22 protein-coding genes and 1 tRNA gene are annotated in these 21,788 nt (G+C 67.9%); 10 read left to right on the top strand and 13 right to left on the bottom strand.

The genetic code is table 11. From position 1 onward, the window contains the following. Positions 1 to 30: 30 nt before the first annotated feature. From ACGF7Y_RS24240 to ACGF7Y_RS24220, 5 genes are all read right to left on the bottom strand, one after another. Complete coding sequence (locus ACGF7Y_RS24240; protein WP_281218377.1) at positions 31 to 153, bottom strand: hypothetical protein; 123 nt, start codon at positions 151 to 153, stop codon at positions 31 to 33. 456 nt (positions 154 to 609) lie between these two features. Next, positions 610 to 2,286 (bottom strand): energy-dependent translational throttle protein EttA, encoded by a 1,677-nt coding sequence (ettA, locus tag ACGF7Y_RS24235; protein ID WP_063053815.1) that lies wholly within the window; start codon positions 2,284 to 2,286, stop codon positions 610 to 612. Between the two features lie 79 nt (positions 2,287 to 2,365). After that, on the bottom strand, positions 2,366 to 2,863 hold the full coding sequence (locus tag ACGF7Y_RS24230; protein WP_393236830.1) for a single-stranded DNA-binding protein: 498 nt from the start codon (positions 2,861 to 2,863) through the stop codon (positions 2,366 to 2,368). Positions 2,864 to 3,023: 160 nt separating this feature from the next. Further along, complete coding sequence (locus tag ACGF7Y_RS24225) at positions 3,024 to 3,992, bottom strand: serine/threonine dehydratase (RefSeq protein WP_393236829.1); 969 nt, start codon at positions 3,990 to 3,992, stop codon at positions 3,024 to 3,026. After that, positions 3,989 to 6,022: a cytochrome c oxidase assembly protein gene (locus tag ACGF7Y_RS24220; RefSeq protein WP_393236828.1), complete on the bottom strand. Its 2,034-nt coding sequence runs from the start codon at positions 6,020 to 6,022 to the stop codon at positions 3,989 to 3,991. Before ACGF7Y_RS24220 ends, ACGF7Y_RS24225 begins: the two co-directional genes overlap by 4 nt. A gap of 201 nt (positions 6,023 to 6,223) precedes the next feature. Here ACGF7Y_RS24220 and ACGF7Y_RS24215 point away from each other — a divergent pair. After that, a tRNA-Arg gene (locus ACGF7Y_RS24215) sits at positions 6,224 to 6,297 on the top strand. Positions 6,298 to 6,508: 211 nt separating this feature from the next. On the opposite strand, the gene ACGF7Y_RS24210 is transcribed toward ACGF7Y_RS24215, so the two are convergent. Further along, positions 6,509 to 6,910, bottom strand: coding sequence for a group 1 truncated hemoglobin (locus ACGF7Y_RS24210; RefSeq protein ID WP_062975714.1), 402 nt, complete (start codon positions 6,908 to 6,910; stop codon positions 6,509 to 6,511). 129 nt (positions 6,911 to 7,039) lie between these two features. Beyond that, positions 7,040 to 8,296, bottom strand: a complete 1,257-nt coding sequence (ectB, locus tag ACGF7Y_RS24205; RefSeq protein ID WP_393236827.1) for a diaminobutyrate--2-oxoglutarate transaminase — start codon at positions 8,294 to 8,296, stop codon at positions 7,040 to 7,042. 229 nt (positions 8,297 to 8,525) lie between these two features. Between ectB and ACGF7Y_RS24200 the strand changes: the two genes are divergently transcribed. The 3 genes from ACGF7Y_RS24200 to ACGF7Y_RS24190 are packed head-to-tail and all read left to right on the top strand — an operon-like array spanning position 8,526 to position 11,111. Continuing rightward, complete coding sequence (locus tag ACGF7Y_RS24200) at positions 8,526 to 9,299, top strand: ABC transporter permease (RefSeq protein WP_393236826.1); 774 nt, start codon at positions 8,526 to 8,528, stop codon at positions 9,297 to 9,299. Beyond that, positions 9,292 to 10,119: an ABC transporter permease gene (locus ACGF7Y_RS24195; RefSeq protein ID WP_393236825.1), complete on the top strand. Its 828-nt coding sequence runs from the start codon at positions 9,292 to 9,294 to the stop codon at positions 10,117 to 10,119. Before ACGF7Y_RS24200 ends, ACGF7Y_RS24195 begins: the two co-directional genes overlap by 8 nt. After that, the gene (locus ACGF7Y_RS24190) at positions 10,116 to 11,111 is read left to right on the top strand and encodes an ATP-binding cassette domain-containing protein (RefSeq protein ID WP_393236824.1); all 996 of its coding nucleotides are present in this window, start codon (positions 10,116 to 10,118) and stop codon (positions 11,109 to 11,111) included. Before ACGF7Y_RS24195 ends, ACGF7Y_RS24190 begins: the two co-directional genes overlap by 4 nt. 37 nt (positions 11,112 to 11,148) lie before the next feature. Here the strand turns inward: ACGF7Y_RS24190 and ACGF7Y_RS24185 are convergent, their stop codons facing one another. Next, positions 11,149 to 11,820, bottom strand: coding sequence for a DUF4389 domain-containing protein (locus ACGF7Y_RS24185; protein ID WP_393236823.1), 672 nt, complete (start codon positions 11,818 to 11,820; stop codon positions 11,149 to 11,151). A 248-nt stretch (positions 11,821 to 12,068) separates the two neighbouring features. On the opposite strand from ACGF7Y_RS24185, the gene ACGF7Y_RS24180 reads away from it, so the two are divergent. The 3 genes from ACGF7Y_RS24180 to ACGF7Y_RS24170 all read left to right on the top strand — a co-directional run bounded on the left by ACGF7Y_RS24180 (position 12,069) and on the right by ACGF7Y_RS24170 (position 15,003). Continuing rightward, positions 12,069 to 12,476 carry a hypothetical protein gene (locus ACGF7Y_RS24180; RefSeq protein WP_393236822.1) on the top strand — a complete coding sequence of 136 codons (408 nt, stop codon included), beginning with the start codon at positions 12,069 to 12,071 and terminating at the stop codon, positions 12,474 to 12,476. A gap of 239 nt (positions 12,477 to 12,715) precedes the next feature. Then, positions 12,716 to 13,768, top strand: coding sequence for a PLP-dependent cysteine synthase family protein (locus tag ACGF7Y_RS24175; RefSeq protein ID WP_393236862.1), 1,053 nt, complete (start codon positions 12,716 to 12,718; stop codon positions 13,766 to 13,768). Beyond that, positions 13,765 to 15,003 (top strand): MFS transporter, encoded by a 1,239-nt coding sequence (locus ACGF7Y_RS24170; RefSeq protein WP_393236821.1) that lies wholly within the window; start codon positions 13,765 to 13,767, stop codon positions 15,001 to 15,003. The genes ACGF7Y_RS24175 and ACGF7Y_RS24170 overlap by 4 nt, the downstream gene beginning before the upstream one ends. A 43-nt stretch (positions 15,004 to 15,046) precedes the next feature. Here ACGF7Y_RS24170 and ACGF7Y_RS24165 read toward each other — a convergent pair whose 3' ends face one another. After that, the gene (locus ACGF7Y_RS24165) at positions 15,047 to 15,325 is read right to left on the bottom strand and encodes a hypothetical protein (RefSeq protein WP_210750904.1); all 279 of its coding nucleotides are present in this window, start codon (positions 15,323 to 15,325) and stop codon (positions 15,047 to 15,049) included. A 431-nt stretch (positions 15,326 to 15,756) separates the two neighbouring features. Between ACGF7Y_RS24165 and ACGF7Y_RS24160 the strand changes: the two genes are divergently transcribed. Continuing rightward, positions 15,757 to 16,287 carry a DUF4254 domain-containing protein gene (locus ACGF7Y_RS24160; protein ID WP_393236820.1) on the top strand — a complete coding sequence of 177 codons (531 nt, stop codon included), beginning with the start codon at positions 15,757 to 15,759 and terminating at the stop codon, positions 16,285 to 16,287. Here the strand turns inward: ACGF7Y_RS24160 and ACGF7Y_RS24155 are convergent, their stop codons facing one another. From ACGF7Y_RS24155 to ACGF7Y_RS24145, 3 genes are read right to left on the bottom strand one after another with little or no spacing between them, the layout of a single operon-like run. Then, the gene (locus ACGF7Y_RS24155; protein WP_245548852.1) at positions 16,288 to 16,563 is read right to left on the bottom strand and encodes a hypothetical protein; all 276 of its coding nucleotides are present in this window, start codon (positions 16,561 to 16,563) and stop codon (positions 16,288 to 16,290) included. A 42-nt stretch (positions 16,564 to 16,605) separates the two neighbouring features. Then, positions 16,606 to 17,754, bottom strand: a complete 1,149-nt coding sequence (locus ACGF7Y_RS24150; RefSeq protein WP_357042808.1) for an acyl-CoA desaturase — start codon at positions 17,752 to 17,754, stop codon at positions 16,606 to 16,608. A gap of 20 nt (positions 17,755 to 17,774) precedes the next feature. Further along, on the bottom strand, positions 17,775 to 18,893 hold the full coding sequence (locus tag ACGF7Y_RS24145) for a ferredoxin reductase (RefSeq protein WP_393236819.1): 1,119 nt from the start codon (positions 18,891 to 18,893) through the stop codon (positions 17,775 to 17,777). Positions 18,894 to 19,063: 170 nt separating this feature from the next. Here ACGF7Y_RS24145 and ACGF7Y_RS24140 point away from each other — a divergent pair, with 170 nt between their 5' ends. Continuing rightward, a complete protein-coding gene (locus tag ACGF7Y_RS24140) occupies positions 19,064 to 19,684 on the top strand; it encodes a TetR family transcriptional regulator (protein WP_357042814.1) in 621 nt (206 codons plus the stop codon). Positions 19,685 to 19,732: 48 nt separating this feature from the next. On the opposite strand, the gene ACGF7Y_RS24135 is transcribed toward ACGF7Y_RS24140, so the two are convergent. Beyond that, on the bottom strand, positions 19,733 to 21,097 hold the full coding sequence (locus ACGF7Y_RS24135; RefSeq protein WP_393236818.1) for an MFS transporter: 1,365 nt from the start codon (positions 21,095 to 21,097) through the stop codon (positions 19,733 to 19,735). Positions 21,098 to 21,216: 119 nt separating this feature from the next. On the opposite strand from ACGF7Y_RS24135, the gene ACGF7Y_RS24130 reads away from it, so the two are divergent. Then, complete coding sequence (locus ACGF7Y_RS24130) at positions 21,217 to 21,774, top strand: PadR family transcriptional regulator (protein WP_393236817.1); 558 nt, start codon at positions 21,217 to 21,219, stop codon at positions 21,772 to 21,774. Positions 21,775 to 21,788 lie beyond the last annotated feature (14 nt).

The following is a 21,788-nucleotide window of genomic DNA, read 5'->3' as shown; positions in this document are numbered from 1 at the left end:
GGGCACAGCACAGAATCGGACCCGCGAACGTCAGGTGAGCGCTACAGGTCGTATCCGCGGCGGCAGCGGCGCCGCACCGGTACCTCGGGTCAGCTCGGCCACCGCGCCGGCGACCGAAGCCACCGATTGCTCGAACTGCGCCTGCGCATTCACATCTCCACCCTAGCGAGCTACGCGCGGGTAGGTGTCACTCATGTTTCCGCGTTCGGCGACAAAGACTTTTCGCGCCGACCCACCGAGAGCATCCGTGGCCCACTCCCGGCTCTGTTATCCGGCCTCGCCGCCTCCCACGGCGCACCAGCAAACGCTGGGCAGCAGCAGAAATCAGCGCCCGACCCCCGCGCGTTCTCCCGCGGTGGCAGCGGATCACGCACGGCGAAATCGACTCGCCGACATCCGGTCCGAGCGCCGCCCGCATCGAACGGTGGCGGACAGCCGTGGTCCGGCCACCGGATCACCCGGCAAGAGGAAAGCGACTCCGACCGAGGCGACGGCCGCTCGGCTTCGGCTACTGATGTCCGGGTACCCGTGCTCGCGCACGAATCTTCCGCCGCTCCGGGCAGGTGGGTGCGTACGTACTACGCCTTGCACCCACCCGCCACGACGAACTCAGCCGCGGGTCAGCTTCCGGTGCGTCACCCGATGCGGGCGGGCCGCGTCCGGGCCGAGCCGCTCCACCTTGTTGGCCTCGTAGGCTTCGAAGTTGCCCTCGAACCAGAACCACTTGGCCTCGTTGTCGGAGTCGCCCTCCCACGCGAGGATGTGGGTGCAGGTGCGGTCGAGGAACCAGCGGTCGTGCGAGATGACCACGGCGCAGCCGGGGAACTTCTCGAGCGCGTTCTCCAGCGAACCCAGGGTCTCCACGTCGAGGTCGTTGGTCGGCTCGTCGAGCAGGATCAGGTTGCCGCCCTGCTTGAGGGTCATCGCCAGATTCAGCCGGTTGCGCTCACCACCGGACAGGACGCCCGCAGGCTTCTGCTGGTCGGGGCCTTTGAAGCCGAACGCGCTCACATAGGCGCGCGACGGCATCTCCTGCTGGCCGACCTCGATGTAGTCCAGCCCGTCGGAGACCACCTGCCAGACCGTCTTCTTCGGGTCGATGCCCGCGCGGTTCTGGTCGACGTAGCTCAGCTTGACCGTATCGCCGACCTTCACCTCACCGCTGTCCGGCTGCTCGAGCCCCACGATGGTCTTGAACAGCGTGGTCTTGCCGACGCCGTTCGGCCCGATCACACCGACGATGCCGTTGCGCGGGAGGGTGAACGACAGGTCCTTGATCAGCTGGCGATCGCCGAAGCCCTTGTCGAGGTGCTCGACCTCCACCACGACGTTGCCCAGACGGGGGCCCGCGGGAATCTGGATCTCCTCGAAGTCCAGCTTCCGCATCTTCTCGGCCTCGGCCGCCATCTCCTCGTACCGGCCGAGACGGGCCTTGTTCTTGGCCTGCCTGGCCTTCGCACCGGAACGCACCCAGGCGAGCTCTTCCTTGAGCCGCTTCTGCAGCTTCTGGTCCTTCTTGCCCTGCACCTCGAGCCGCTCGGCCTTCTTCTCCAGGTAGGTGGAGTAGTTGCCCTCGTAGGGGTAGGCGCGGCCGCGGTCCAGCTCGAGGATCCACTGGGCGACGTTGTCCAGGAAGTACCGGTCGTGGGTGACCGCGAGCACGGCGCCCTGGTACTGCGCCAGGTGCTGCTCGAGCCAGTTCACGCTCTCGGCGTCCAAGTGGTTGGTCGGCTCGTCCAGCAGCAGCAGGTCGGGCTTGCTCAGCAGCAGCTTGCACAGCGCCACCCGGCGGCGCTCACCACCGGAGAGGTTGGTGACCGGCTCGTCCGGCGGCGGGCAACGCAGCGCGTCCATCGCCTGCTCGAGCTGGGAGTCCAGATCCCACGCGTCGGCGTGATCCAGATCCTCCTGGAGCTTGCCCATCTCCTCCATGAGCTCGTCGGAGTAGTCGGTGGCCATCAGCTCGGCGATCTCGTTGAAGCGATCCAGCTTCACCTTGATCTCGCCCATGCCCTCCTCGACGTTGCCTCGGACGGTCTTCTCTTCGTTGAGCGGCGGTTCCTGCTGCAGGATGCCGACGGTAGCGCCCGGGGCGAGGAAGGCGTCACCGTTGTTCGGCTGGTCCAGTCCGGCCATGATCTTCAGCACGCTGGATTTACCCGCGCCGTTCGGGCCGACGACGCCGATCTTGGCGCCGGGAAGGAAGTTCAAGGTGACATCGTCGAGCACGACTTTGTCGCCGTGCGCCTTGCGAACCTTCTTCATCTGGTAAATGAACTCAGCCATAAGTGTGAAGCCTATCGGTGCGTGAGATGAGGGGACGAAGCAGAGCTACCCTGCCGCCGGGACGAAACCGGTCGTGCGATCAAGCGTCGACAGGCTCGGGTGCGCTGCTGCGTGGCGGTGCCGAACCGGCGGCTGCGACATTCTCCCCCGGCGCATGGCCGTCCGGTACCCGTGCTTCAGCGCTCGGCACCTCGGAAGTATTCCGCGACGGCAGATCGGACAACCGCGTCAGCCGCGCCACACAGCGGGACAGGTCCGGTCCGACCACGGTAGCGCGCATCTCCAGGTCCCGTCGTTCCACACCGTCCTTGCTGCGGTACTCGTGGGAACGCAGGTGGCCGTAGGCGATGACCGGATCGCCGCGCCGCAGGGACGCGTCGACCCCTGCCACCAGCCTGCGCCAGCAGCTGACCGTGAGGTACAAGGTGCCGTTGTCCACCCATTGCCCCGACACGTGATCCAGCCGGCGTGAATTGCTCGCCAGCCGGAAGGTGACCACCTGCTCGCCGTTGGCGAGGTCGCGCTTGACCGGATGAGTGGCGATCGTTCCGATCACGGTCGCATGAGCCTCGTACATGATTACGCCCCTTCACATTCGGATCCGGGCCTGCCCGGAATCTCCTCCCCCTCCAGGAGGCTCTTCCAGGGTGCGCCGATCCGCGGGCGCCGAGCGAGCCGATCCGGGAATGTGCACAGCTTGCCGAGTTGTGAAGAGTGGGCATTTCACGCAGGGGAGATCAAAACACCGCCACGTCGGTATTGGCGCCGCAGAGCACGATGACCGGGCGCTCGTCCGGCTCGGGAACATAGGCTCCGCTGTGCACCGCGGCCAGCGCCGCCGCGCCGGCCAGTTCCACCAGGATGCGGAATTCGCGCCACAGATACTCGCGCGCCGCGCTGATCGCGTCGTCGCTGACCAGCAGCGACCGCACCCCGTGCCGGCGTGAGACGTCGAGGGCGATATCGCCGATCCGCGTCGGGCCCAGCGCGTCGACGGTGAGCCCGGACCCGACGATGTCCACGGGATGGTCCGCCGTCAACGCCGCGCGCAGGATCGCGGCGCCCTCGGGCTCCACCCCGATGACCTGCTGACGGCGCCCGACCGCCGCCGCGATCCCGGCGACGAGTCCGCCGCCGCCCACCGCGGCCAGCACCGGCGGCCGACCGCGCACCTGCTCTTCGAGTTCCAGCCCGACCACACCGATGCCCGCGACCACCGCGGGCAGGTCGTAGCCGTGCAGCAGCAGCGCGTCGCGTTCGGCGGCCAGCTCGGCCGCGTGACCCAAGGCCTCCGCATAGGTGGTGCCGTGCCAGAGCACATCGGCGCCGTGCGACCACATCGCGGCGACCTTGGTGTGCGGGGCGGTCTCCGGGACGACGACCGTGCACGACTTACCCAGTCGCGCGGCGGCGAGTGCGGCCGCGATACCGGCGTTGCCACCGGAGGCGATCACGACCTGATCGGCCTCCTCGCCCGACTCCAGCAGCGCGTTGAGGCTGCCGCGGACCTTGAACGTCCCGCCGTGCTGGAGATGCTCGAGCTTCATCGTCACCGGCACCGGACCGGACGGGCTCGCCACGGACGTGTGGAAGACCGGCGTCTTGCGGATCTGCCCCGCCAGCCGCTTGCGCGCGGATCGCACGTGCGACCGTTCCACCCGCCCGACCGGTCTGTGTGGGGAGACCACGGTGGCGCGTTCACTCACTTACGCACTTCTCCATCTCGCTTGGCCAGTTCGGCGTACATCGCGTTGTATGCGGCGAGTGCGGCGTCGTTGTCGCGTTCGGCGGCCCGATCGGTGCGTTGCGCGAGCCGCTTGTCGCTGCGCGACCATTGGATCAGCAAGGCAAGCATCACCACCACCAGAGGGACCTCACCGCTCGCCCAGGCGAGGCTGCCGCCGGTGCGCTGGTCGCCGAGCAGATCGCCGTTCCAGCCGAGCCCGAGGCCGCGGTAGAACCAGCCGCCGAGCACCGTGGTCGTGCTCATCAGCGCGACGCCGAAGAACGCGTGGAACGGCAGCGAGCCGAACACCATGGCGAGCTTGGTCAGCGGTTCGACCTGCCTCGGCTTGGGGTCGATGCCGATCACCACCCAGTAGAACAGGTAACCGCTGAGCAGGAAGTGCGTGTTCATCAGCAGATGCGCGGCGTGCGAGTCGGCGTAGGCGTCGAAGATGCCGCCCAGATACAGCGCGTAGAACCCCGCGACGAAGATCGCCGAGGCCACGATCGGGTGGGTCAGAAAACGCGACACCGGGTTGTGCACGGCGGCCAGCAGCCATTCCCGGGGGCCGGGCACGCCGCCGCGGCCCGCCGGAGGCAGCGCGCGCAACGCGAGCGTCACCGCGCCACCCAGCGCGAACAGGATCGGGGCGAGCATCGACAGCGCCATGTGCGCTCCCATATGCACGCTGAACATCGCGGGCGAGTACCGGCCGACGCCGGAGGACGTGGCGACGAGCAGCACCACGCAGCCGGACAGCCAGGCCAGCGTCCGCCCGGCAGGCCACGTGTCACCCCGCGCTCGCAGTCGCCGCACGCCCAGCAGATACAGCACCGCGAGCACGACCGACAGCGTTCCGAAGATCAGATCGAACCGCCAGTCGAACATCATGCGGGCGACGCTGGGCGGCCCGGCCAGGTCGTAGCCCAGCTCCACTTCGACGGGGGTCGGAACGGAATCCGGGGGTGGCGGCGGCGTGCGGCCGAGCCCGACCGCGAGGCCGATGGTCGCGGCGAAGATCAGCACCTCGACGCCCGCGTAGCGGACCAGCGCCGAGCGGTCGCGGGGATCGGCCGCGAGGGCGGGCAAGGCGGCGCGGCGCTGGAGATAACCGAACGCGCCGAGCACCGCCAGCGCGGCGGCCTTGGCGAGCACCAGCCTGCCGTAGGTGCTGCTGAACAGCTCGTCCAGCGGCACCCGGACCCAGGAGTTGATCACGCCGCTGGCCGCGATGACCGCGAACGCCCCCGTGGCGGTCAGCGAGAAGCGCCGCGCCGCCAGGTCGGTGTACGCGCCGCCGCGCAAGGCATGCGCCAGCACCGCGAACAGGCCGCCGACCCAGACGGCGGACCCCACCAGGTGCAGGATCAGGCTGTTGGTCGCCACGTCGTGCGACCCGCCCGAGGACGAATGCCCGGTCAACGCCAGCGGCATCATGGTCGCGATCGCGCCGCCGAGCAGCACCGGAGTCCAGCCCCAGCGCAGCGCGAGCCGGCAGCCGACCGCGACGATCAGCGCGAAGACGACGGTCGTGCGCCAGGCCCCGGCCAGCTCGATCTGACCGATCGCCCGCCACAGACCGTCGGGCCGCAGCACTTCCCCGACCGGCCGGCCCGTGGTGTCCGAGACCGTGAGCGGCACGAGCAGCGCCGCGCAGCATGCCCAGACCACCGCGAAGTTCGATGCCCGGTGCACCGCCCGATATCCGCCGACGTCCAGCAGTCCGTTGCGCTGCGGCGGCACGAGGAACGCCGCGAAGAGCAGCGAACCGACCGTCAGGGCCGCCGCCAGATCGGCGAGCGCCCGCACCGCGGGCAGGCCGTAGGTGGTCGCCACGCCCGGGTCGGGGATGCCGAGAAGACTCAGCGCCTGCGCCGCCGACAGCCCCACCACCAGTGCCGCGACCACGGCCGCGATGGCGCCGGCCAGCGCGGTGACCGTCGTGAACGTCGCCCCGGACCGGACAGCCTCGGCTTCGGGAGCGGCGGACGAGGTGGGGGCGGACGACATACGACTGAGCGTAGTTCGGCGAGTAATCCGTGGCCCGGTCGGGTTTGTACCGATATCCTGACCGCGGATCACCACCGGCACGTCACCTACTGTCTCGGGATGGCTGAAACGTTGCTAACGCTAAGAGTTCGACCACCTGGACGGTCGCTATAATCGACCCGCTGGACAGCACGGCCAATGTCGGCCATCGTGGAACCCGCTGCCTCCGTAGCTCAGTTGGATAGAGCAAGGGCCTTCTAATCCCTAGGTCGCAGGTTCGATTCCTGCCGGGGGCGCAGCACACTGGAGACCTGCAGCTATGCGGGTCTCCAGTGCTATTACCCAGGGAGCGCGAAGCTCAAACACTCGAAGATTCTCCTCCCGCGCATTTCGACGGCGGGCAGTGATCGCGATCGAGCCGAAGTTCCTGCGAGACTTGCGGGCCGGTTGCAGGGGCGGACACCGCGCCACTGCCCGCCGCCGACCAGCGCGAGCGCCCGCCAAACCTCAAATCTTCGCGGGCGAGGAAGCGATGTCGTCGGCCAGCGGGGCCACGGCACCCAGGATCTCGGCGACCAGGTCGGCGGGCACCCCGGCCGCGGTGAGCGAGGCCTCCAGGTGTCCCGCCACCAGACCGAAGTGATGCATGGTGATGCCCCGGCCCTGGTGCACCTGTTTCATCGGAGCGCCGGTGTACGGGAGGGGACCGCCCAGGGCCGCCGCGAAGAACTCGACCTGCTTCCCCTTCAACCGCGACATGTTCGTGCCGGTGAAGAACCCGGCCAATTCACCGTCGGCGAGTACGCGAGTGTAGAAGTCTTCCACGACGACCTCGAGCGCCTCGTGACCGCCGACCTTGTCGTAGATGCTGGTTGTCTTGCTCTTCCCGAGCCAGGAGGGCATTCGCATGACTACCAGGACACCACCGGACTGTTGCGTCCGGATTAGTGCGGCGTCGCGGCTCGTTTGCCTTCATCGCAGCGCGATTACTCGCCCCTCACCGTTCCATCAGCAGCGCTGTGAGATTTCCGCAACACGTCAACCGCAGACCGCCTCCATCGCTCCGGTCAACAGGCGAATGCCGTGATCGATCTCGTCGTCGGTGACCGTCAGGGGCGGCATGAGCTTGATCACCTCGTCCGCCGAGCCGGAGGTCTCCACGAGCAGTCCACGGTCGAACGCGGCCTGGCCGACCTTCTCCGCCAGTGACGCGTCCTCGAAGACGACGCCGTGCACCAGGCCGCGTCCGCGCGCCGAGACCCCGTCGAACGCCTCCGCCAGCCCATCGAGCGCCTGTGCGATCCGCTCCCCCTTGGCGAGGGTTGCGAGTTCCAGCGCGGAATCCGACCAATAGTGCTCGAGCGCCACACGACCGGTGACGAATGCCGCGTTGTTGCCGCGGAAGGTGCCGTTGTGCTCGCCGGGCGCCCACTGATCGAGTTCCGGCTTGAACATCACCAACGCCATCGGCAGGCCGTAACCCCCGATCGACTTCGACAACGTCACGATGTCGGGCGTGATCCCGGCGACCTCGAAGGAGAAGAACGGCCCGGTACGGCCGCAGCCCATCTGGACGTCGTCGACGATCAGCAGGATGCCGCGGGCCGAACACAACTCGGCCAGCCCGCGCAGCCATTCCACGCGGGCCACATTGATGCCCCCTTCGCCCTGCACCGTCTCCACGATCACCGCGGCCGGTTTGTCCAGACCGGAAGACGGATCGTCCAGCGCCCTGCGCATCCAGAGCAGGTCGTCGGCGATGCCGAGGTATCCGTCGTAGGGCATGGGCATGGCATGCGCGAGCGGCACCCCCGCGCCGGACCGCTTGGCGGCGTTTCCGGTGACCGCGAGCGCGCCCAGCGACATGCCATGGAAGGCGTTGGTGAAGCTCAGCACGGTCTGCCGCCCGGTGACCTTGCGGGCGAGCTTCAACGCGGCCTCGACCGCGTTCGCTCCGGTCGGCCCGGGGAACTGGACTTTCCAGTCCAAGCCGCGCGGGCCGAAGACGTTGTCGCGCAGCGTTTCCAGCAGCCGCCGCTTGGCGACGGTGGACATGTCCAAGCCGTGGGTGATGCCGTCGCCCGCGATGTAGTCCAGCAGCGCCCGCTTGAGCACGGGGTTGTTGTGACCGTAGTTGAGCGATCCCGCCCCGGCGAAGAAATCCAGGTATTCCTTGCCGGCCTCATCGCGCAGCCAGGCTCCGCTGGCGGTGTCGAAGACCGCGGGCCAGCAGCGACAATACCCGCGCACGTTGGATTCGAGTGCCTCGAAAACAGTCATCTCGGCGACGGTCATCGGCGATCCTTACTCGTCGTGCGCGAGCGCTCCACAATCTGAAGTGACAGTGTTTCTAACATCCGCGACGCCTGGATGGTGGCCTTTTCCCCCAAACAGCGCAGAAGCCTTTCCCGTGCTCACCTGGGCCGGTAGGGTTGACTCCTTGTGCGCGGGAGACCGGAGGGGGGCGGACAGCGTGCCGTCGGGGGAACGATTTCGCAGCGCCGTCGCCCTCTACGCATCGCTCATGGGCGCCGGATTCCGCAGACAGTGGCAATACAAAGCGGCGATGTTCGCGGGACTGTTCACCAACTGTGTGTTCGGGTTCGTCCGCGCGGCCGTCCTCGCCGCGGCGGTAGACGCCGGCGGTGACTTCGGCGGGTACGACCGGGGCAGCATCGGCGCCTACGTATGGCTGTCACAGGGGCTGCTCGGTGCGTTGCAATTCATGGGATCCCTCGGACCACTGGATGATCGGGTGAAGAACGGTGACATCGCCATCGATTTCCTGCGTCCTGTCGATATCCAATGCGGTTATCTCGCGGACGATCTCGGGCGAGCGGCATGCACCTTTCTGCCGCGCGGCATACCGAGCGTGCTGGTGGGCACGCTCACCTTCGGGCTGGTGATGCCGGTCTCGGCCGGCCCCTATCTGCTCGGGGCGGTGAGTGTCCTACTGGCCGTGGTGATTTCGTTCCTGTGCCGGTTCATCGTGGTGCTGATCGGATTCTGGGTCGTGGAGACCCGCGGCATCCGGGTGCTGTACTACACCGGCGGGACCTTCCTGGCCGGGCTCTTCGTCCCGGTGCACATGTTCCCCGCGTGGCTGGGCGCGCTCGCGGCCGCCACACCCTTCCCCTCGATCCTGCAGTCTCCGATCGACGTGCTCTCCGGCCGGATCACCGGTGCGGAAGCGCTATCCGTCGTCGGCGTTCAGATGTTCTGGGTGCTGGTGGCCGGGATCGCCGGGCGCGTGCTGCTGATCACCGGCCGGCGCAGGCTGGAGGTGCAAGGTGGTTGAGGGCGCCGCTGCGCGTGCCGGGTCGTGGTCGACACCCTACGTCGCGGTGTTGCGCTCCAGGATCCGCGCACAGCGCAGTTACCGATTGTCCTTCGTCAGTGAGCTGTTGAGCGCCCTCCTGGTCGGCCTGGTCGAGTTGGCCGAAGTCTGGCTGATCTTCCGCGCCGCGCGCGTCCTCGGCGGACTGGATCTGGACGGCGCACTATTGCTGTTCGGATTGAGCAACACGAGTTTCGCACTGTCCCAGGTGCTGTTCGGCCACCTCGACACGCTGCCGGTCCTGATCAGGATGGGCCAGCTCGACGCCTATCATCTGCGACCGCAACCGCTGCTGCTGCAACTGATCACCAGCGATGTCTCGCTGCGCAGGTTCGCGCGCGCGTCCGTCTCGATCGTCGCGTTGGCGGCGGGCTTGGTGCGCAACGACATCGCCTGCGACGCGACCACGGCCGCGCTGCTCGCCCTCACGCTCCTCGGCGGTATCGCGCTGTTCGGCGGCGTGTTCGTCTGCGCCGCGGGGTTGCAGTTCTATCTGATCGACGGCTCCGAGCTCACCAACAGCTTCACCTATGGCGGCTCGTTCGCGGCGACACAACCCGCTTCGGTGTTCCCCACCCCCATGCGATTGCTTTTCGGGTTCGCGATTCCGGTCGCGTTCACGGCCTACCTGCCCACCCTCGCGCTGCTGCGCCTGCCCGGCCCGCCGCTGCTGCCCGCCTGGCTGGCCTGGCTGACTCCGGTGGCGGCGCTGTGGGTCTGGCTGCTGGCGCTCGGTCTGTGGCGTTCGGGCACTCGGCACTATCAGGGAGGCGGAGGATGAGAACGAGCCGGCGCCCCGGCCCGGAGGCGATCATCGATATGGTGGACCTCACCAGGCAGTTCATCCTGTATCGCAAGAACGGCCGCCGCTGGCGCAGACGCCGTGAAACGCTCACCGCGGTCGACGGGATGACCGCCCGGATCGAGCGGGGCGCCGCCGTCGGCTACATCGGCGCCAACGGTGCCGGCAAGTCCACCACGATCAAGATGCTCACCGGCATCCTGGTGCCCACCTCCGGCACCGTGCGTACCTGCGGGCTGGACCCGGTGCGGCAGCGACGCGAACTGGCCGGCCGGATCGGGGTGGTGTTCGGCCAGCGCTCCCAGCTGTGGTGGGATCTGCCGCTGCGCGAATCGTTCTCGATCCTCGCCGCGATCCACCGATTGGCGCCGGATGCCGCACGCGAGCGCGCACACGAACTGATCGAGCAACTGGAAATGGCCGACACCCTCGACACACCGGTGCGCCAGCTCTCGCTCGGCCAGCGCATGCGCGCGGAAGTCGCCGCTGCCCTGCTGCATTCGCCCGAGCTGGTGATCCTCGACGAGCCCACGATCGGCCTCGACGTGCTGTCGAAACAACGGTTGCGCGAGTTCCTCCGGGCCGAGCGCGCAGAGCGCGGGACCACCCTGCTGCTCACCACCCATGACATGGGCGATATCGAAAGGCTCTGCGAGCGTGTGCTCGTCGCCGATCACGGACGCCTGGTCTACGACGGGTCGCTCACCGGCTTGGCGGTCACCGTCGGGGCGCGCCGGGTCCTGGTGGTCGACTTGGCCGAACCGGCGCCCGACCTCGACGATCTTCCCTCTGCCCAGCTGCTGGGCACCGAAGGCGACGGCATGCGGCAACGGCTGGCCTTCGATCCGGAACGAATCACGGCCGCGCAGCTGCTGGCCGCGGTATCGGACCGCGCCGAAGTGCGGGACCTCTCGATCGAGGAGCCCGAGATCGAGGACGTGGTCCGGCGGCTGTACGAATCCGCCCGCTGACCTCGCGGGCGGATTCGACGGGGGCGTCGGTATGGCGTCAGTCGGTCTCGCGGGCGCCCTGGTCGAGCCGGAACGGCGGGTACTCGTCGCGCATCAAACCGGCGTAGGCCTGCACGCGGATGATCCAGCGATTGAGACCCATCACGAAGTCGTAGACGCCCTGCGGATAACGCGCCGTGAACAGCAACGCGATCAACGCGACGATCAGCAGAATGCTCAGCAATGAGATCGAAGCGCCGCCCCAGTCGTCACCACCCCCGACCAGGACGCCGCCGCTCACCACCGCGCCGACGATCAGATAGTGCGGAATGGCCAACAGCCACCACTTCACCAGCACCAGGCCGCGATGCAACGTGTCCGGATAGTCGATCTCCAGATCGGCCGGATAATTCTCGTCCTGCTTCAGGCCGAACGGCGGGTACTTGTCCGTGCCCAGCACCGAGAGCGCGTAGAACATCACCCGCCACCCCCAGCGCATCACGCCGACGTTGAAGTCGAACAGCCCCCGCGGATACCGGCCGGTGATCAAGATCGCGAAGAAGGCGACGACCGTGAGCACCGCGTACGCGATATGCAGGAAGAACAAAACGACATAGTGCGGTATCGCCAATAGCCACTTGACCAGCCACAGCCACCGCGACAGCGCGGGGTCCAGATCGCCGCGCACACGAATAGGGCCGGGCGGCACGACGGGCTTCTCGAGGTCCATGATCGACACTCCTCACGGTTGCTGTGATCCAAGCCACAACCAGTACAGGTGTACTGATTGTCGCGTATCCAGCTGTCCGCGAACGACACCATCCGATACCGACACGCCAACGAAATAGGGGTGCACGACGGCTCCGGCGAACGGTGAAGCTTGCGCCGCAGTCGAATCGGCTCGAATCACGCGCCGGTACGGCACTCTCGTTTCCCACCACTGAGCCTCGCGGGCCGCGACTTGTACCATCGGGAATCGTGACGTTCGGCGCGCTGCGACTACCGGTGACCCGGGTGATCGTGGCTCTCGCGTACACCGTCTGGGTGGTTGCCATGGCGGTGCCGCAGTGCCACGTCTTCACCCATGCGGTCGCGCCGCACGCCCACATCGAAGCGTCCGGCCCGCTGGTGGCCTCGCCCGCGATTCGGGCCGACCTGCACCAGCACACCGCGGAGCCGGACCGGCACGTGCCCGCCGACGGGGTGCCTGCCGCCCTGCCGCGCGCTGTCTCGCTGCTGCTGTTGTCGCTGGTCGCGTGCATGACGGTGTGGCTTGCGGCGCCCGCGTCCGTGTTCGGTGGCGGCGTGCGCGCGCCCCCGATCGCGGCCATCCCGGTGTGGCCGGGCAGAGACAAACTCACTCGATTCGGCATCGATCGGAACTGATCGGTCAGCGTCAGGCCGGAGCCTGCCGGGGCCCGGCCGGTGTTCGTGCGAAGTCCGCACTCACACCGTCGCTACCAGTAGCGACCGCACAGAATCGACGATTCCCCATGACTTCTGCGCTGCAGAACCCGGCTGTGCCCGATCCCGCTCCGCGCGAGCCGCAGACCCGTCCCTCGACACCGCTCGCGAGCCCGGCGAGTCTCCTGACCACCGCCCAGCGCTGTCCGCGTCCGGACACCATGGTGGGCAACACGCCGGTCCTCTGGATCACCGAACCGCTGGGTGACACCACGCCACCGGAGGGCCGCGGCTTCTGGGCCAAGCTCGAAGGCGCCAATCCCGGCGGGATGAAGGACCGGCCCGCGCTGCACATGGTCGAGCGCGCCATCGCGCGCGGCGACCTCGCACCGGGCGCGCCGATCATCGAATCGACCAGCGGCACGCTCGGTCTGGGCCTCGCGCTGGCGGGCATGGTGTATCACCACCCGGTCACACTGGTCACCGACCCCGGCCTGGAACCACTCATGCACCGCATGCTCGCGGCCTACGGTGCGCGGATAGAACTGGTCGCCGAGCCGCACCCGACCGGCGGCTGGCAGCAGGCGCGCCGCGACCGCGTCGCCGAACTGCTGGCCCGGGACCCCCGGGCCTGGTGCCCCGACCAGTACCGCAACCCCGACAACCGCGACGCCTACGAAACCCTGGCGCTCGAGCTGGTGGCCCAGCTGGGCCGGATCGATGTGCTGGTCTGCTCGGTCGGCACGGGCGGCCATTCCGCCGGAATCGCGCGCACGCTGCGCCGCTACTTCCCGCACCTGCGTTTGGTCGGCGTCGACGCCGTGGCGTCCACGATCTTCGGCCAGCCCGCGGGACGGCGGCTGATGCGCGGGCTGGGGTCGAGTATTCATCCGGGCAATGTCGACTATCCGGCGTTCGACGAGGTTCACTGGGTCGCGCCCGCGGAAGCGGTGTGGGCCTGCCGCAGGCTCGCCGCGACACACCATGCCAGCGGCGGCTGGAGCGTCGGCGCCGTTACCTTGGTCGCCGGTTGGCTGGCCCGCACCAGCGATCCGGCCACACGGATCGCCGCGATCTTCCCCGACGGCCCGCTGCGCTATTTCGACACCGTCTACAACGACGAGTACTGCCGTGCGCACGGCTTGTTCGGCGTCGCGCCGCCCGCCGCACCCCTGCGCATCGCGCATCCGGCCGACGCCGTCGTCGACTCGTGGACGCGCTGCACGACGGTCGTCGATCCCCGCGATGGCGCCGATGCGGAGCGGACGCGATGACCGAGCTGATCGCCACCTTCCGCGGCTTCAACCGCCCAAGCCGCATGCTGATGGTCAATCAGTTCGCCATCAACACCGGGTTCTACATGCTGATGCCCTACCTGGCCGGTTACCTGACAGGCCCGCTCGGGCTGGCAGCGTGGGCGGTCGGGCTGGTCCTCGGCATCCGGAACTTCGCCCAGCAGGGCATGTTCCTGCTCGGCGGCACGCTGGCCGATCGACTCGGCTACAAACCGCTGATCGTGACCGGATGCCTGATGCGCACAGGCGGTTTCGCGCTGCTGGCGGTCGCGGATACGCTCCCGGCGCTGCTGGTCGCGTCGGCCGCGACCGGTTTCGCGGGCGCGCTGTTCAATCCCGCGGTCCGCGCGTATCTGGCGGTGGACTCGGGGTCGCGCCGGGTGGAGGCGTTCGCCGTGTTCAACGTCTTCTATCAGGCGGGCATATTGCTCGGCCCGATCGTCGGGCTCGCGCTGATGGCCGTCGACTTCCGCGCGACCGCCACGGGCGCCGCGGTGGTGTTCGGCGCGCTGACGCTGGCCCAGTTACGCGCGCTCCCGCAGCACACGGCCGCACCGAAAACCACGTCCGTTCTGGACGATTGGCGCGTCGTACTGGCCAACCGCCCGTTCCTGCTGTTCGCCTCGGCGATGATCAGTTCCTCGGTGCTGGCCTTCCAGGTCTACCTCGCATTGCCCGTGCACGCGGCACGGATCGCGGGCGACTCGGCGACCGCGCTGATGACCGCGGTGTTCGTGCTGTCCGGGTTGATCGCTATCGCCGGGCAGCTGCGCATCACCCGCTGGTTCGGGCAGCGCTGGGGCCGCGCGCACAGCCTGGCACTGGGTATGGCGATTCTCGCGTTCGCGTTCGTACCGCTGGCGGTGATCCCGGGCACCGGCTGGGGCGTGTGGCCTGCGATCGGTGCGCTGCTGCTGACCGCGGTCGTCCTGGGAATCGGTGCGGCAGCGGTCTTTCCGTTCGAGATGGACACCGTGGTCGCACTGTCGGGCAACCACCTGGTGGCGACGCACTACGGCCTCTACAACACGATCGTCGGCGTCGGCATCCTGCTCGGGAATCTGGGCATCGGAACGCTGCTGGATGCCACGCGCGAGGCCGGTCCCAGCGCACTGGCGTGGGCGGCGCTGGTCGCCGTCGGCACGGTCGCGGCGGCGGCATTGTTCGCGCTCGCCCGTTCCGGACGGCTCGACGCACCGGTCCCGGTCGGCTGATCGAGCGGGCCGTCCCGGGTGCGTGCCGGCCGGGACGGCCTGGTCAGGCAGGTCCGTTCGACTGCGCCGAATACAGGCTGACCTCGCCGTCCTCACTGAGGAAGGCGTTGACCAGCATGGTGCGGTTGGCGCGCAGTTCCTCGTGATCCGGCGCGCTGGTGGTGATCGAGATCTGCGGGATGACCGCCCAGTTGACCACGTAGCGCTCCGGCGGGCCGTCGTCATCGGACAGCCGGGCCAGACGGAAGACCGAGACGGTCTTCCGGACGATCAGATTGCGCACGACCTCGGCGATTCGCTCAGGGTCTTCCAGTGCGAACATGAAGCCGAATGTCAACTCGGGCGATGACACGTAGGCGGGCACGAAGACCGAGGTTAGCCGATCGGACGCGGGTGCGCAGCGCTCGGGTCGAATCGGGTTGCCGCGCATGCGCTCGAACAATTCGAGAGCACACCACCCCTGCGCAGGGCCGGTTGACCGATCCGTAACGGAACATAACGATTTCCCGGCAGCTCTCGGATTCGTACACCAGAGTATTGCGTGGATTCGGCTATCGCGCTTTCCTGAAAGTGTCCCGATTTCTCGGACGTCTTCTCTCGCATCGTCGCGGATTTCCCGGTTTCTCTGCCGTGCTGGTGGACCGTGGGACGACATCCGGATGCGGGACTGCGCTGGAGCCGAGGGGCGCCCCTCCCCGAAATCCCCCTCGGCCCTGGCGCATCCAAGATTCGCCGCGTCGCCGGAGGTATGCCATGCCCACCGAATACGCTCAGCGCGGCCTCGGAGCCGAGGAACTGCCACCGGCCGCCGCACTGCTGCGCGCGCTCCGCGAAGCCGGCGAGAACCAGCACCGGCACAGCGTGCTGCACGCCGCGCGCATGCTCGTCGACTGCCACGAGCGACGGCAGCTGGCGCTCGAGCGAGCACACGCGCCGGGGGCGTCCAGCGCGCGCGTCGCGGCATGCAGCCGACAGCTGGAGGACATCGACGGCTGCCGCGCCGAATGGATCGGACGAATCGACGCCTGGGTAGCCGCCAACGTGCAGCACCGGGAGGGCGCCTCGCTGCATACCGAGACGCTCGGGGCGGTGATCGATCGAATCGCGGCGAAATGGGTTGCGGCTCGTCACACTTTGGGCGACGAGGTCACGACTGGGCCGCATCCGGCGCAGGTGGACGGGGAAGCCCACCTGCGGTGGACGAGGCTGGCCGAACTGATCGACGGCTACCAGGATCTGATCACCGACGTCACCGAGCACCGGCGACGGCTGCCGGTGTGGTGATCAGCGCGGCTCGTCGACTCCGGGTTCGACGACTTCGGCGTCGAGGAACTCTTCCGTCCGGCTGACCGGCGGCTTCTCGACCGGGACCTCGGCCTCGTCGCCGAGATCGGTATCGAGGTCCCGCTGCGCCGCGGCGTCCCGGCGAGCCGCGGCCGCCGCTTCCCGCATCTCGATCGTGTCGGTGATCCACTCACCGATCTCCCGGGTGACCTCGGCGACGGTGCCCGTGATGATGCCGGCGATATTGCCGACATGCTTGGCGCCGGAGGAGGTCATTTCCTGAATGAGATCTTTGTTGCTTTCGAATTTCCCGATCATTCACACGCCCGCTTCGCTCGCCTGCCGCTGTCGCATCACGATAACACCGGGAGACGGCTCGCTCTCGACCCAGCGCGGCGGCAGTGCGAGCTTGAAAATCTTCTTCCACACCGACCCGATCTGCTTACCGAGCGGGCCGGTGTTGTACGGCAAACCGTACTTTTCACACAATGCGCGCACAGTCGGCGCCATCTCCGGATAACGGCTCGCGGGCAGGTCCGGGAACAGGTGGTGTTCGATCTGGTGCGACAAATTGCCGGACATCAGATGGAACAGTTTGCTGCCGCTGATGTTGGCCGAGCCGAGCATCTGCCGGATGTACCACTCGCCGCGGGTCTCGTCCGCGGTCTCCTCCTCGGTGAACGTCTGTACGCCGGTCGGGAAGTGACCGCAGAAGATGATGGCGAAGGCCCACACGTTGCGCACCAGGTTGGCGGTGACGTTACCGGCCAGGGTGTGGAAGAACAGCGGCCCGGTCAGGGCGGGGAACACCAGGTAGTCCTTGAGCACCTGCTTGCCGGCCTTGCGCCACTGGCCGAGGAGCAGCTTCTTGACCTCCGGCCACTTCTTCTTGCCCGCCAGGATGTTCTCGACCTCGAGGTCGTGGCCCATCACACCCCACTCGAACAGCATCATGAGCACGAAGGCGTACAGCGGCTGCCCGAGCCGCAGCACGTTCCACTCCTGGGCCTCGTCCATGCGCAGGATGGAGTAGCCGATGTCGCGGTCCTTGTTGTGGATGTTGGTGTAGGTGTGGTGCAGGTAGTTGTGCGAGTGCTTCCACTGGTCGGCAGGGCAGACCGTGTCCCACTCGAACACACGGGAATTCAGGCCTGGCTCGCGCATCCAGTCGTACTGGCCGTGCATCACGTTGTGGCCGATCTCCATGTTGTCCAGGATCTTCGACACACTCAGCGCGGCCACCGCGGCCAACCAGACCGGCGGAAGGAAGCCGAGATACATCAGGCCGCGCCCGGCGATCTCGAAGCCGCGCTGCGCCTTGATGATCGAGTACAGGTATTCCCGGTCGCGCTCGCCGAGGTCGGCGACGATCGCGGCGCGCAACTCGTCGAGTTCGCGGCCGAGTTCCTCGATCTGGTCCGGGCTCAGGACCAACGGTCCGTTGTCGGTTTCGGTCAGGATGGTCATGATCGGTTCCCCTTCTTCGATTAGATGTCGACCTCGACGTCGCCGACCGGCGCGCTGATGCACAGCTGGATCGGCTGGTCGGGGTCACTGTCGGTCTCGCCGGTGCGCAGATTGCGCGTGCAGCCGGAGCGGCGCACCGCGGTGCAGGAGAAACAGATCCCCATGCGGCAGCCGTACTCGGGGCTGAGCCCGGCGGATTCGGCCTGTTCCAGCAGCGAGGCGCCGTTGTTCTGCGCGCTCACGCCGCTGGCCGAGAAGCTCACGGTGCCCTGCGCGTCCGCGGCGTCGACCGGGGCGAACGAGAGGGTGAACTCCTCGGTGTGCAGCCGGTCTTCCAGCTGCTCGGCCTGATAGATCGTGCGCACCGCGTCCATCAGCGACTGCGGGCCGCAGACATAGGTCTGCGCGTCGGCGAACCACGGCGCCACGCGCTCCAGTTCGTCGTAGTCGAAGTATCCGCTGTTCTTCGGTTGGTTCAGGTCCACCCACGGTGCGTCGGGGTCGACCCGCGCCAGGTCCGGTACGCGATGCGGATACCGCAGCTCGATGCGGAAGTTCGGGTGCCGCTGCGCGATCGCGTCCAGTTCGGCTCGGTGCGGCAGCACCGCGGGTGACTTCGCGTAGTGCAGGAACACCACCTCGCCCGGATGGTCCTCCGCGGCGAGCGTGCGCAGCATGGACAGCACCGGCGTGATGCCGCTGCCGCCGCTGATCAGCAATACGCGCTCCGGTCGCGATTCGGGCAGCCGGAACACGCCGTCGGCGGGGGTCAGGTCTACCACCATGCCGGGGGTGGCGTTGCGGTAGAGGTACTGCGACACCAAGCCGTCCGGGTGCGCCTTGACGGTCAGCTGGATGGTGCGATCCCGACCGCCTTCCGGGTTCACCGGCGAATAGCACCGCGTGTGCCGCACACCGTCGATGACCACGCCGATCTGGACGTACTGTCCGGCGACATGGCCCTTCCACTGCCGGGTCGGGCGCAGCGTGAGCGTGACCGAACCCGGCGCCGAGCGGCGCACGTGAGTGATTTCGGCCCGCATGTCCCGCACCGTGAGGGTGGGGCGGACCAGTTCCAGATACCGATCCAGCGGGTGTGGCGAGGTCAGGGTCTGCACCAGGTTGATGAGATCCACCATTAGTTACTCCGTGCCTTGTCGGGCTGACGACGTGCGACCGATTTTCAGTGCACGTCTGTACACTAAACTAGTGTGACGGATGATGGGGGCTAGGTGTCAACCGGCGAAACATGTGACTCGAACTACATCTAGGGATAGGTCGAATGGTGAACGGATGTATGCTCACCGGGATGAATGAGCAGGCAGCTACCCGAGGCGAACGCAAGGAGCGGACCAGGCAGGCGCTCCTGGACGGCACCCTCGCGCTGGCTGCCGAGCGCGGATTCGCCGCACTCAGCCTGCGAGAGATCGCCCGCTCGGCGGGCATCGTGCCCACGGCGTTCTATCGGCACTTCGCGTCGCTGGAGGACCTCGGCGCCACCCTGGTCGACGACGGCGTCACCGCGCTGCGGCTGGCGCTGCGCGAAGTCCGCCGCAACGCGGACGCGAGCCTGTCGGACACGGTGCGTTTCGTGTTCACGCAGGTGGGGCCGAAACGTGAGCTGTTCGGCTTTCTGACCAGGGAGCGCCACGGCGGGTCCGCGGCGCTGCGCACGGCCATCGCCCGGGAGATCCAGCTGATCGTGCGCGAACTGGTCGCCGACCTCTCCCGCATCCGCGCCCTCGACTCCTGGACGCCACGCGACCTGGAAATCGCCGCCGACCTCATGGTCACCACCGTGACCGACGGGATCGCCGCCTACGTGTCGGCCGCACCGCGCGACGAGCAGACCATCATCGACCGCACCGTCCAGCAGATGCGGTTGATCGCACTCGGCATGGGCGGCTGGCGTCCTCCGAAGCGGCGCTGATCCGGCGACGGACAGCCGTCGCGCTTCTCACTCGGCCGCCGGCCACGCTCACTCGGCGAGCCGCGACTCCTCGGCGTCGTCACGCTCCGCTGCGACCGGATCCGGCGGCCGCACCGGCAGCAGCACCGCGAGCCCTGCCGCCAGCACTACCAGCAGGCCCGCTATACCCGCGCGGTCGGCGTCGAACAGCCAGACGAACAAGCCGAACAGGCTCGGCGCGAGGAAGGACACCGCGCGCCCTGTGGTCGTGTACAAGCCGAAGAGCTGGCCTTCGCGTCCGGGCGGTGCGAGGCGGGTCAGGAACGAGCGCGCCGCAGCCTGCGCTGGTCCGACGAAAACGGTCAGCAGCAAGCCGAAGATCCAGAACATCAGCGGCCCGGACACCACGGCCAGGGCCAGTCCGCACACCAGCATGGCGGCCAGGGACACCACGATGACGATCTTCGGCCCGACCCGGTCGTCGAACCGCCCCGCGACGATCGCGCCCAGCGCCGCAACGACATTGGCGGCTATGCCGAACAGCAGCACATCCGAGTCGGCGATGCCGTAGACCCGCACGGCGAGCACCGCCCCGAAGGTGAACACTCCGGCGAGACCGTCCCGGAACACGGCGCTGGCCACCAGGAAGCCGACCGTGCGCCGGTCGGTGCGCCACAGCTCGCGCAGGTCGCGCCACAGCACCCGGTACGAGCCGAGGAATCCGGCGCTCGCCGCACCGGGATCGGCATCGGTGCGCGGCAGTTCGGGGACCGCGAACAGAACCGGCAGCGCGAAGGCGGCGAACCAGACGGCGGCCAGCACGGCGACCAGGCGGATGTTGAGTCCGTCGTCGGTGGGCATGCCGAGCAGCCCGCGGTTGTCGCCCTCGCCGGAGATGAAGCCGAAGTAGCAGATGAGCAGCAGGAAGATGCCGCCGAAATAGCCCATCGCCCAGCCGAATCCGGAGACCCGGCCGACCGTCGCCGGCGTGGACACCTGTCGCAGCATCGCGTTGTACGGCACGTTCGCCAATTCGAAACAGGCCGACGCGAATGCCAGCAGGGCCAGACCGAGCCACAGGTCGCGATAGTCGTCGTGCACGAAGAACATCAGCGTCATCGCCGCGATGGTCAGCGCGGTCAGCGCACCGAGGGAGCGTTTGCGTTTCGCGGACGCGTCGAAGCGCTGTCCGCTGACCGGCGCGGTCAACGCCACGACCAGGCCCGCGATGCCCAGCGTCCACCCCAGCCACGCGCTGGCGGAGACACCGCCGGGTAGGTCGTCGCCGACCTTGTCGGTGAGATATACGGAGAACACGAAGGTGAGGATCACGGCGTTGAATGCCGAAGACCCCCAGTCCCACAGCCCCCACGCCACCACCTGCCCGCGCCCGGCGGCCTGCCCGACTGTCGCCCGGGCGTTCACCTCGGTCATGCGCGCAGCTTAATGCGCGCGGCCCTTCGAGTCCGGTGGAAGCGAGTTCCGGCCCGCGAACCCGAAGTCGGCTATGCACTTAGTTGCATAGTACCGAATGTCACGGCTATTCTCACCGCATGGCACTGGAGCACGCGTTGCTGGTATCGCTGACCGAGCGCGCCGGCTCGGGATACGAGTTGGCGCGGCGCTTCGACAAGTCCATCGGGTACTTCTGGAGCGCGACCCACCAGCAGATCTATCGCGTCCTCAAACGCATGGAGGAATCCGGCTGGATCGACGGCGAGTCGGTGGTCCAGGAGGGCAGGCCGGACAAGAAGGTGTACTCGGTGAGCGAGGCGGGCCGCGCCGAACTCGCGCGCTGGATCGCCGAACCGGGCGACTCCGGTACCCCGCGCAACGAACTCGCGGTGAAGATCCGCGCCGCCGCCCACGGTGACATCACCGCGTTGCGGGCCGAAGTGGCCCGCCATCGCGACCAGCACGCCCAGCGACTCGAGCTGTACCGGCAGATCGAGAAACGTGACTTCCCCGCCCCCGACCGGCTCGGCGGGACGGCCCTGCACCAGTACCTCGTCCTGCGCGCGGGTATCCGCGTGGAGTCGGGGTTCGTCGAATGGTGCGACGAAGTACTGCATGCACTGCACCCGCGCGCGACAGCCCCGCACGCGGATTGACGGAGAAAGGCGAC

Origin of the sequence: Nocardia sp. NPDC047654, assembly GCF_043205035.1 — a bacterium.
Taxonomy (GTDB): domain Bacteria; phylum Actinomycetota; class Actinomycetes; order Mycobacteriales; family Mycobacteriaceae; genus Nocardia.
The sequence above is the reverse complement of the archived record's forward strand: the minus strand, read 5'-3'. Positions and strand labels throughout refer to the sequence as shown.